Source organism: Streptomyces sp. NBC_00683, assembly GCF_036226745.1.
In the GTDB taxonomy this organism is placed as follows: Bacteria; Actinomycetota; Actinomycetes; order Streptomycetales; family Streptomycetaceae; genus Streptomyces.
Map to the genome: position 1 here is coordinate 4,525,355 of NZ_CP109013.1, position 10,940 is coordinate 4,536,294.

Sequence of the window (10,940 nt, forward strand, 5' to 3'; positions counted from 1 at the left end):
CCGGGTCACGGCGGCCCGAGGCCGCCGTCCACGGGGAGCCGGGCGCCCGTCGTGAAGGTCGCCTCCGTGGCCAGGAAGAGCGCGGCACGGGCCACCTCCTCGGCGGCGCCGAGACGGCCCATCGGCGGCAGGGGTGCGGCGCCGGCGCCCGGCGCCGCGATACAGCCCGGGGCCACCGCGTTGACGCGGATACCGCGCGAGACGAGCTCCGCGGCGAGCGCCGTGACGGCGACGGGGGACGGGGCCGGGGCCGTGAGCACGATCGCGCCGCCGTCCCCGAGGTGCCGCAGCAGCGGCAGCACGGTGGGTACCGCGTCGGCGAAGAGCAGATCGATCCCACCGTCGGGGCCGAGACCGGCCTCTACGGCGTCCGGGGCCAGGACGCGGGCGGCGGAGCCGAGTTCGGAGCCCGCGTGGACGCGGTCCTGGGCGGTGCGGGCGGTCAGCAGGACCGTCGCACCGCCTTCCACGAGGCGCTTGGCGATGGCCAGGCCGATGCCGGTGTCCTCACCGACGACCAGGGCCTTCCTGCTCGCGTACTTGGTCACGGCTGCCGCTCCCTCCCGGGCTGTCGTCTCCTGCCGGTGCGTGGTGCCGCCCGGCGGGTACGACTGTGCGCCGTGGCACTTCGGGGAACCTTCGGAAGCGCTGACGGTCCGGACGGCGAACCGCCCCGGGCGCGGGATCCGTCGGCTCCGGGACGCGGACCCCCGGACATGTACGGTGGCGCGTATGCGGTTTGGGGTGCTCGGGCCACTGGTGGTGTGGGACGACGAGGGACAGGAAGTCAAGGTCCCCGAGGTCAAGGTCCGGGCGCTGCTCGCGGATCTGCTCGCGCGCGACGGGAGCCCCGTCTCCGCGGACCGTCTCATCCAGGACCTCTGGGGCGACGAACCGCCGGGCAAGCCCACGGGTGCGCTGCAGGCCAAGGTCTCCCAGCTGCGCCGGGTCATCGGACGGGACCGGGTGGTGCGGCAGCCGCCGGGCTACCGGCTGCGGCTCGGCGACGGCTCCGAGGAGGTGGACGCCGCACGCTTCCGCGCCCTCGTGACCCGGGCCCGCCCGCTGCGGGACCCGCGCGCCCGTGCCGCACTGCTCACCGAGGCCCTCCAGCTGTGGCGGGGACCGGCGTACGCGGACTTCGCGGACGAGGAGTTCGTACGGGGGGCGACGCAGCGCCTCGCGGAGCAGCGGCTGACCGTGCTGGAGGAACAGGCGGAGGCCCGCCTGGAGGCCGGCGACCACGTGCTCCTGGGCGGGGAGCTCGCCGACCTCGTGTCGCAGTACCCGCTGAGGGAGCGGCTGCGCGCCGTACAGATGCGGGCGCTGTACGCGGTGGGCCGCCAGAGCGAGGCCCTCGCGTCGTACGACGACCTGAGGGCCCGGCTCGCCGGGGAACTGGGGGTCGACCCCGGCCCCGAGCTCGGCGCACTGCGCCAGGCGGTGCTCCGGCAGGACCCGGTGCTGACCCCCGGGCCGACGGCAGCCGGCCCCGCCGACGGCGTCCCCGCGGAGGCGGCGGACCTCGCCGCTGCGGGCCCGCACGCGCAGTCGAACCTTCCCGTCCCCCTCACCCCCCTGATCGGACGCCGCCGATCCCTCGCCCACCTGTCCCAGCTCCTCGGACAGGCCAGGCTGGTGACCCTCACGGGCCCCGGCGGCGTCGGCAAGACGCGCCTGGCCGTGGCAGCCGCAGCCGCGGAACGGGACAGCGCGCAGGCCGGTGAACTCCCGGACGGCATCTGGCTCGTCGAGTTCGCCGGCGTCCGCGCAGGCACCCCTGCCGACCTCGCCCAGGTCGTCGCCGCCACCCTCGGTATCCGGGACGACGCCCCCTCCGCCCTGCCGGGCACCGGCACCAGCACCCCCTCCCCGCCGCATCGCCTGGCCGCCGCCCTCCGGGACCGCCGCACCCTGCTCGTCCTGGACAACTGCGAGCACGTCGTCGACGCCGCCGCCGAACTCGCCGATCTGCTCCTGCGCACGGCCCCCGGGCTGCGCGTCCTGGCCACCGGCCAGGAGCCGCTCGGTCTGGCGGGCGAGGCGGTGTTCCTGGTCAAGCCCCTCCCGACCGCGGACGCCGTCCAGTTGTTCATGGAACGCGCCGCCGCTTCCGCGCCGGGCTTTCCGCGTGAACCGGACGCGTCGGAGCGCGAGGCCGTCGCCGGGATCTGCCGCCGGCTCGACGGCATCCCGCTCGCCCTCGAACTCGCCGCCACCCGCGTGCACGTCCTGGGCGTACGGGAACTGGCGGCCCGTCTGAGCGACCGTTTCCGGGTCCTGACCTCCGGGCAGCGCGGCGCGCCCGCGCGTCAGCAGACCCTGCGGGCGGTGATCGACTGGAGCTGGGAGCTGCTCAGCGCGCCCGAGCGCATCGTCCTGCGCCGCCTCGCCGTGCACAGCGACGGCTGCGACCTGGACGCCGCGGAAGCGGTGTGCTCGGGCGACGGCGTCGCCCGGGACGAGGTGCTCGACCTCGTCACGCGGCTCGTCGACCGGTCCCTCGTCGTCGTGGTGGACGGGCCCACGGGGCCCCGCTACCGGCTCATGGAGTCGGTCGCCGCGTACGCGACGGAACGGCTGCACGAGATGGAGGACCTCGCCGCCGTACGCGACCGCCATCTGCGCCACCACCTCGCGCTCGCCGAGCGCGCCGAGCCCCACCTGCGCGGCGCGGGACAGCGATCCTGGCTGGCACGTCTGGACGCCGAGGCCGGCAATCTGCGCGTGGCACTCGACGAGGCGGTGCGGCGCGCCGGCGCGGGCGAAGCGGACGAGGCGGTGCGGCTCGCCACCGCACTGGCCTGGTGGTGGCTCCTGCGCGGCCGCCTCACCGAGGCCCGCCGCAGCCTGCGGTCCGTCCTGGCCGCCGTCTCCGACCCCACGGCTGCGGCCCCCGCCGAACTGGCTCTCCTCCACACCGCGTTCGCACTGCTCACCGGCGACCACGCGGCCGCCGGCGGGGCCACCGGCACCGGTGTCGCCGCCACCGGGACCGCCGACGCCATCCCGGACCCCGTGCGCCGCGCCCGTGCGCTGTGGCTGTGTGCGTACGGCCTGTTCAGCGCGGGCGACACAGCCGACGGCGACGAGCTGAACACCCGCGCCCTCACCCTGTTCACCGACGCGGGCGACCAGTGGGGCACAGCGGCCGCGCTCGGCCTGCGGGCGACGCTCGCACTGGTGCGCGGCGACCTCGCCGGCCTCGGCCGCGACGGCCTGCGCAGCGCCACGATCTTTCGCGAACTGGGCGACCCGTGGGGCGAGTTGCAGACGGTGTCGCCGCTCTCCGCGCTCGCCGAGATCAAGGGCGAGTACGAGGACGCGGCGCGACGCCAGCACGAGGGGCTCCGGATGGCACGGGAGCTGGGTCTGGAGGCGGAGGTCTCGGCGCGGCTCTCCGGTCTCGGCCGGCTGGCACTGCTCGCCCACGACTGGGAACGGGCCCGCGACCTGCACGAACAGGCACGCCGTATCGCCGCCGAACAGGGCTACAAGTACGGCGAGATCCACTCCGGGATGGGCCTGGCCCTCGGCGCGCGCCGCTCCGGCGACCTCGATGCCGCCGAGGCGCACCTGCTGCACCTGCGCGACGGCTACGCCGATGTGTCGTCCGAGGCGGGCGACCACCTGGTCCTCGCCGAACTCGGCTTCGTCGCCGAGCTCCGGGGCGACGCGCGCCGGGCCGCGGTCCACCACCTGCGCGGTCTGGACATCGCCCGCTCCCTCGCCGAGCCGCGCGCCCTCGCCCTCTCCCTGGAGGGCCTGGCCGGCGCGGCCGCCCTGCACGGCGAGGCGTCCGCCGGCTGCTCGGCCGTCCTCCTCGGTGCCGCTGCCGCGGCCCGCCGTCGCGCGGGAGCGCCGCTGCCACCCGCCGAACGCGCCGACGTCGACCGCATCACGTCAGCGGCACGAGCCGCCCTGGGCGCGTCCGCCTTCACGGAGGCGTTCGACCACGGCGCCCGGCTGACCGCCGAGGAAGCGGTGCTCCACGCCCGGGAGGTTCTCGACCGGATCGCCGGATCACCGGACGCCTGTCCGTGACGGACGCCCACGCGGAGGGGCCGGGCTCAGGCCCATCTCGCCAGCAACGCGCCGCAGTAGGTGTCGACGCCCATCAGCGGCGGTGGGGGCAGGGTGGGCTGGACCGCGCGTACATGGCGGGCCACTGCCGGGGACCACTGGTGCAACGGCAGCCAGCCCGCGACGTGCGCCTGTTCGCGGTCGGTGCCCGGACGGCCGTCGCCGCCCACGTCGTGCAGGACACGGCTGCGCAGCCGGCGGCGCCGGACGACATGGCTGGTGAAGGTGGCTGCCACGGCGCGCATCCGGTCAGCGGTGAACACCGGTGGCAGTGCCGGGGTGTCGTGGTAGATCCGCAGGAAGTCGATGTCTATCAGGGCGTGGGTGACGTCCTCGGGAACGGTGACGGCGGCGTACGACGGCCGGTAGAGGGAGCCGTCGTCCGCCGGTGAGCCGGTGGCCGACCAGCCCGTGTACACCCGGCCGAAGCTCGGCCAGTACGGCCATGTCGCCACGCCGTTCGTCACGGTCAGGTCGTCGCGCAGCGACCGCGCGATCGCGGCGGCGCGCTGGGTGAACTCCTCGTCGCGCGTGACGGCGGCCAGCTGGACCAGGGTGCGGCCCATCGCCAGGAACTCGTTGGTGGGGAGTTCCGCGCCCGCGAAGGAGACGGGCTCGTCGGGCAGCCAGCGGTAGAAGCCGCGGCCGTCGCTCGTGGTTCCCCACTGCTCGTCGTGGGCGCGGACGGCGCTCACCGCGGCGTCGAGGTATCCGTCCAGCCGGGCGTGGACGGACGGCGCCACCGTGTCGGGTCGCTCCCGGGCGAGTCGGACCAGACCGGCCAGGGGGTAGGCGATCATCCCGGTCTGCGCGGCGAGCGCCACCATGGCGGGACGAGCGGTGTACGTACCGGCACGGACCTGGCGGTGAGCTGTCGTCAGCAGCCGGGCGGTGACGCCGCTGCGCTGCCTGTACGCCTTGTAGAGGGCGTGATCGGCGCGATCGGCGCACTCGGGGTCCAGGCTCAGTCCGTCGACCGTGAAGGCATGCTTGCGCGCGGATCCGGTGACCGTCAGCGTGAACCGGTCCTCGGTTCCGGGCTCCACGGTGACCTGCAGATTGCGTGTGTGCGGTGGGCAGATGCTCACGTCCAGCGCCGGACGGCCCTCGCTGTCCGGGACGGTGACGGAGCACGCGGTGAACTTCCCCGCGGTGCTCCACACCGGGCGGCTGCGGCCGCGGTGGTCCTCGATGCCCCGTACGTCGTCACGGGCGTCCAAGACCTGGTCGATCAGCTCGGCGAGACGTTCGGAGTACCGGGGGTCGCCGGTGCGCTCGGCCATCATCAGGTAACCCTGCATCCGCCAGGACGTTCCCCAGCCGATCACTCCGGCCTCGTTGTCGGCGGGTACCTCGGGCCCGGACACTCCCGTCAGGCCTTCCTCCACCGCGTGGAAGTAGCGCACGCCCTCCCGGTGCAGCCGTGATCCGCCTCTGCCCGCGACCTTCATTCCGCCCCCGCGAATCGTTCCCCTGCCCGGACCCGACGGCCCCGCCGGCCAACGGCGTTGCTGACGAACCGGGTTGATGTGACGGCCCGAACTGCCGAAATCCGCACGACCATACGGCCTCTTCGGCGCAGGTGACCCCGCCGATGCGCGAGGAACTGCCGGCGGATGTCCCGCGAACGCCCGGCGGTCAGAAGGTTCCCCGCGATCTATTGACGCCCTGGCCGATAGCTCTTAACGTCCGTGAGCGCTTGTTCGTAAATTTTATCGAAACTTTCGAAAAAGCCGACCGGAATGAGAGTCCTCCGATGAGATACCTCCGATTCGCCACCGCTGCCCTCGCCACGGCCGCCCTGACGCTGCCACTGGCGGCGAGCTCGGCCACGGCCGACCCGTCCTCGGGCCACCGGGACGCGCATCACTCCCACGGCAAGTCCGACACGCTGCGCCGGGCCGCTCCCGACGGCTTCTTCGTGGGCACCGCCGTGGCCGGTGGCGGGCACCACCTCGAGCAGGACTACCCGGACCCCTTCACCTCGGACAAGAAGTACCGGAAGGCCATGGGGCAGGAGTTCAGCTCGCTCTCCCCCGAGAACCAGATGAAGTGGGAGTACATCCACCCCGAGCGGAACCGCTACAACTTCAAGATGGCCGACGCCATCGTCGACTTCGCCGACCGCAACAACCAGGTCGTGCGCGGGCACACGCTCCTGTGGCACAGCCAGAACCCGGCATGGCTGGAGGAGGGCGACTTCTCCGACGAGGAGCTGCGCTCCATCCTGCGCAAGCACATCACCACCGTCGTCGGCCGCTACGCGGGCCGGATCCAGCAGTGGGACGTGGCGAACGAGATCTTCGACGGCGAGGGCAAGCTGCGCACCGAGGAGAACATCTGGATCCGCGAGCTCGGTCCGGGCATCATCGCCGACGCCTTCCGATGGGCGCACGAGGCCGACCCCAAGGCGAAGCTCTTCTTCAACGACTACGGCGTCGAGGACGTCAACGCCAAGAGCGACGCGTACTACGCACTCGTCAAGGAGCTGCTCAAGCAGCGCGTGCCCGTGGACGGATTCTCCTCGCAGGCGCACCTGAGCACGCGCTACGGCTTCCCGGGCGGCCTCGAGGCGAGCCTGCGCCGGTTCGACGAGCTGGGCCTCGAGACGGCCATCACCGAACTGGACGTGCGCATGGACCTGCCGGAGGGCGGCGAGCCCACCGACGCACAGCTGGAGCAGCAGGCCGACTACTACCAGCAGGCCCTGTCGGCGTGCCTGGCCGTGAAGGACTGCAACTCCTTCACGATCTGGGGCTTCACCGACAAGTACTCCTGGGTCCCCGTGTTCTTCGAGGGAGAGGGCTCCGCGACGGTCATGACGGACGACCTCACCCGCAAGCCCGCCTACTTCGCCCTGCGGTCCACCTTGAAGGAGGCGCGGGAGCGCTGACCGTTCCCGACGCTGTGGACGCCGGCGGTTCACCTACGGAGTGCGGGTGAAGGAACGGCGGTAGGAGCGGGGCGGAACTCCCCGGCGCCGTACGAACTGTGAGCGCAGGACGGCCGCGCTCCCGAAGCCGACCAGGCGGGCGATCTCCTCGACGGGGAGGTCCGTGGTCTCCAGGAGCTCCTCGGCGCGGCTGAGCCGCAGGCCGAGGAGCCAGGCGTGGGGGGTGGTGCCCGTCGACGCGGCGAAGCGGCGGGCGAAGGAGCGCCTGCTCATCAGGCACCGGCGGGCCAGCTCCGCCACAGGAAGCGACTCGTGGAGGTGCTCGCGGGCCCAGGCGAGCACCTCGGCGAGCCGGTCGTCGTTGCAGTCCTCGGGCGCCGGGGCGGCCAGGTACTGGGCCTGTCCACCGTCGCGGTGGGACGGCAGGACCAGGTCCCGGGCGATGGCGTTGGCCGTGGTGGCGCCGTACTCCCGGCGCAGGAGGTGCAGGCACAGGTCGAAACCGGCGGCGGCTCCCGCGCCCGTGACGATCCGGCCCTCGTCGATGTACAGGGCGTCGGGTTCCACGGTGACGTCCGGGTGGCGGTCGGCCAGCAGGCCGGTGAAACGCCAGTGCGTGGTGGCGCGAAGCCCGTCGAGCAGCCCCGCCGCGGCGAGCGCGAAGGCGCCGACGCAGTGTCCGGCGACCAGCGCGCCGCGCTCGTGCGCGGAGTTCAGCGCATCGAGCACGGCGGGTCCCGGCGGTGTACGGAAGTCCGCCCAGGGCAGGGCGATCACCAGGTCGGCCGCGGCCAGCCGGTCCAGGCCGTGCTCGACGACGACCGGGAGCCCGACGTCGGTGCGGATCCGTCCCGGCCGGTCGGTGCACAGGGCGAAGTCGAAGCGGGGAAGGTCCTGGCCGCGCGCGTCGAACACCTCGGAGGCGATGCCCGCGCCGAGCATCCCGACACCGGGCGGGGCGTAGGCGGCGACGGTCACGAAGGGCGGCATGCGGGCAGTCTGGCACGATTCACGCGATCGGTGGCAGCACGGCCACTCGTGAAGAGGGGTGCCGACGCGAAGACTTGGGGCCATGACAGACGCACCGCTCGGCCGCAGCGCCACGTACAGGATCCTGACCACCGGCTACACCCTCTCCACCGGCCCGGGGGTGGCCGCCACCGTCTCCTACATCAGCGACGGGGGACTTCACGTGATCGTCGACCCGGGCATGGTGGCCGGCCGTGAGCGGATCCTCGGGCCGCTCGCGGAGTCGGGTACCGGCCCCGACGACATCACCGATGTGGTGCTCAGCCACCACCATCCGGACAACACCATGAACGTCGGCCTCTTCGGCCGGGCCCGCGTCCACGACCACAAGGCGATCTACCTGAACGACCAGTGGACCGACCGCGACGCCGAGGGCTACGAACTGACCCCCTCGCTCAGGCTCATCCGCACCCCGGGGCACAGCCGCGAGGACATCACGCTGCTGGCAGGTACGGACTCGGGTGTCGTGGCCTTCGTCGGGGACCTGTGGTGGCGCCCCAACGGCCCGGTGGACGACCCGGTCGCCCCGGACCAGGAGATGCTGCTGGCATCCCGGCTCCGGGTACTCGCCGCCGCCGACCTGATCGTGCCCGGCCACGGCCCCGCCTTCCCCGCCGACGACACCGCACCGCGCTGAGGGCCGTCCCCCTCCGCCACAGGCGTTCACCGTCCAGGATCTTCGGAAGGGCGACGGCACGGCTCGGCATCGACCAGACTGAGGTTCGGGCCGGCGCGAGCGGACGCCCGGAGGCCCGGACGCAGCTGGATACGGGGGGATGCACATGGATGTGCCCATCGGGTCCGAGGAGTGGCCGGCGCGCAGTCTGCTGGGGATGCTGTCGCCGCCTGCCCGGCAGGAGCTGCTCGGCCTGGGCACCCGGTCACGGTTCGACGCGGGTGACGTGCTGCTCAGCGAGGGAGCGGACGACCAGCACGTATTGCTGCTGCTGTCCGGCCTGGCCAAGGTCACGGCGACCGTGGAGAACGGTGAGGGTTCGCTCCTCGCGGTCCGGGCCGCCGGGGACACGGTCGGCGAGATGGCCCCGATGACCGGCGCCGCGCGCTCCGCGACGGTCACCGCCTGCAGTCCGCTGACCGCCCGGAAGGTGCCGGGGCAGGTACTGCGGGGGCTGCTGTTGCGCCGCCCCGAGGTCGCCCTCGCCCTGACCGCCATCGTCGCCGACCGGTTGCGCTGGGCGAACCGGCGGCGGCTGGACTTCCGCGGGTATCCGGCGAAGGTGCGCCTCGCCCGGCTGCTGGTGGAACTCGCCGTGTCGTACGGAACGGAGGGGACCGGTGGCGTGGTGATCGGCTGCCGGCTGACACAGCCCGAGCTGGCGACCCTGATCGGCGCCGCGGAGACGACCGTGCACAAGGTGCTGCGTGAACTCCGCGACGAGGACCTGCTGGTGACCGGCTACCGTTCCACCACCATCCGGGACCTGCCCAGGCTCAGGAAGCTCGCGGACCTGGCGGGGGAGGGGCCCCGGTAGGGCCTGTCCGGCGGATCGGATACTGCCGGACAGGCCCCGGGCCGGAAGGCTCAGCGCTTGAGCGTGAAGGTGAAGTCGCCCGAGAGCTTGCCGCTCAGGCGGACCGTCGACACGAGGTTCCCCTCGCTGAGCAGCCTCCCGGCCTCGGCCCGCGAAAGGCCGAAGCCCTCGGCGATCAGCCGCACCGGCCGCACGGGGATCCGCGCCGCGAAGCGGACCGAGACCTCGATCGCCTCACCCTCCGGCTGATCCGGCCGATCCGGCGGGCCGCTGTCGAGGCGCCAGGCGTCGTCCCAGTCGAGGGCGATGCGATTGCGGCGCCGTACGACGGGGTCCTGGAGCAGTTCGGCCGCCAGGCCGGGGTCGTTGTCGTGCAGCAGGTTCAGGAGCTCCGGCTGCACGGAACGTACGTGCGTCCGCTCCAGGACAGTGAGCTTGGTGGTGTCCCCGCATTCCGTGCACAGGGCGAGGAGCCAGGCGTCGAGGAGCTTGTGGTTCGCGTTGACGCGGAATTTGCCGTTCGCGCGGAAGCGCCCGGAGGCGCACCTGTGGCAACGGCGGAGGACTATCGGCAGGCAGGTGGGCACAACCACCCAGGTTCTGGACACAGAAGTACACCGGTTCAGTGAGAGGACCGCAGCGAAAAGGAGCACGGCGCACAGGTGCGACGCGCGACGGTTCAGCGCTCGGGGGGTCTCACTTGGTGTACAACGGGACGTCCTTGACGGGGCGACAGCTGGCGCAAGGAAGGTATCGGCGTACGGGGACGCGGCTCCACCGATTTTCGGGCGGGCGGCGAGGCCCCGCGGAGGGTGCCTGGGTGCCCGCGTCCACCGGGCCGGTCAGCCCAGGACCGGCAGCAGGATCACTCCCAGTCCCGCACTCACGCCCATGACGGCCGTGCACACCACCGCCCTCGCCAGCCAGCGGTACTTGCGTACGGCGACGCGGGCGAGGAACCGTACGGTGTGCGACAGCTCCCGGCGGTCCGCGGTCTCGTCCGGGGGCGTCCCGTCGGCGGGCAGGATGTCGGGGCCCGATGCCAGATGGACGAAGCTGTACCGGTTGACGGCCGGCGCCTGCAGTACGCGGGGGCTCAGCGTCACCGCCAGGCTCACCGCCCCGCCGATCAGGCCGCAGACGAACAGGACCAGCAGGGCTCCGGCGAACACCGCTCCCGCACCGCCCTGTTCACAGGCGCGCACGGCCTGGCGGCTCCACGTTCCCGCCGTGCCGGCCAGCGCCGCCTGCGCCGCTGCCAGGATGCCGGCCTTCGTGTCCGCGTGCTGGTGGGTCGCGTGCAGCGCGGTGAACATGTACTGCGCAGGGCGGCTGTCGGTGACCTGCACGGTTGGTGCCACGGAAGTCTCCTCCTCCGGTCGACGGGGGGTGTGTCGCGTCCAGTAAGGGGGCGAACGCCCCGGCCGAACCAGTCACTTCTG

Annotated in this window: 9 protein-coding genes; 4 read left to right on the forward strand and 5 right to left on the reverse strand. The window is 73.0% G+C overall.

Features of this window, described 5'->3' with window-relative positions; genetic code table 11:
* Positions 1-5: 5 nt before the first annotated feature.
* Positions 6-548: an SDR family oxidoreductase gene (locus tag OG257_RS20315; protein ID WP_329209399.1), complete on the reverse strand. Its 543-nt coding sequence runs from the start codon at positions 546-548 to the stop codon at positions 6-8.
* Positions 549-732: 184 nt separating this feature from the next.
* Between OG257_RS20315 and OG257_RS20320 the strand changes: the two genes are divergently transcribed.
* Entirely contained in the window at positions 733-4,044 is a 3,312-nt protein-coding gene (locus OG257_RS20320; protein WP_329209401.1) for a BTAD domain-containing putative transcriptional regulator, read from the forward strand.
* 26 nt (positions 4,045-4,070) lie between these two features.
* On the opposite strand, the gene OG257_RS20325 is transcribed toward OG257_RS20320, so the two are convergent.
* The gene (locus OG257_RS20325) at positions 4,071-5,534 is read right to left on the reverse strand and encodes a hypothetical protein (protein ID WP_329209403.1); all 1,464 of its coding nucleotides are present in this window, start codon (positions 5,532-5,534) and stop codon (positions 4,071-4,073) included.
* Positions 5,535-5,839: 305 nt separating this feature from the next.
* On the opposite strand from OG257_RS20325, the gene OG257_RS20330 reads away from it, so the two are divergent.
* Complete coding sequence (locus OG257_RS20330) at positions 5,840-6,976, forward strand: endo-1,4-beta-xylanase (protein WP_329209405.1); 1,137 nt, start codon at positions 5,840-5,842, stop codon at positions 6,974-6,976.
* Between the two features lie 33 nt (positions 6,977-7,009).
* Here the strand turns inward: OG257_RS20330 and OG257_RS20335 are convergent, their stop codons facing one another.
* Complete coding sequence (locus OG257_RS20335; protein ID WP_329209407.1) at positions 7,010-7,966, reverse strand: GlxA family transcriptional regulator; 957 nt, start codon at positions 7,964-7,966, stop codon at positions 7,010-7,012.
* Between the two features lie 82 nt (positions 7,967-8,048).
* On the opposite strand from OG257_RS20335, the gene OG257_RS20340 reads away from it, so the two are divergent.
* Together OG257_RS20340 and OG257_RS20345 are read left to right on the forward strand one after the other, a co-directional pair.
* Entirely contained in the window at positions 8,049-8,642 is a 594-nt protein-coding gene (locus tag OG257_RS20340) for an MBL fold metallo-hydrolase (protein ID WP_329209409.1), read from the forward strand.
* 145 nt (positions 8,643-8,787) lie between these two features.
* Positions 8,788-9,498, forward strand: a complete 711-nt coding sequence (locus OG257_RS20345; protein WP_329209411.1) for a Crp/Fnr family transcriptional regulator — start codon at positions 8,788-8,790, stop codon at positions 9,496-9,498.
* A gap of 50 nt (positions 9,499-9,548) precedes the next feature.
* Here the strand turns inward: OG257_RS20345 and OG257_RS20350 are convergent, their stop codons facing one another.
* Together OG257_RS20350 and OG257_RS20355 are read right to left on the reverse strand one after the other, a co-directional pair.
* Entirely contained in the window at positions 9,549-10,106 is a 558-nt protein-coding gene (locus tag OG257_RS20350) for a DUF1062 domain-containing protein (protein ID WP_329209412.1), read from the reverse strand.
* A 234-nt stretch (positions 10,107-10,340) separates the two neighbouring features.
* On the reverse strand, positions 10,341-10,859 hold the full coding sequence (locus OG257_RS20355) for a Pycsar system effector family protein (RefSeq protein ID WP_329209414.1): 519 nt from the start codon (positions 10,857-10,859) through the stop codon (positions 10,341-10,343).
* Positions 10,860-10,940 lie beyond the last annotated feature (81 nt).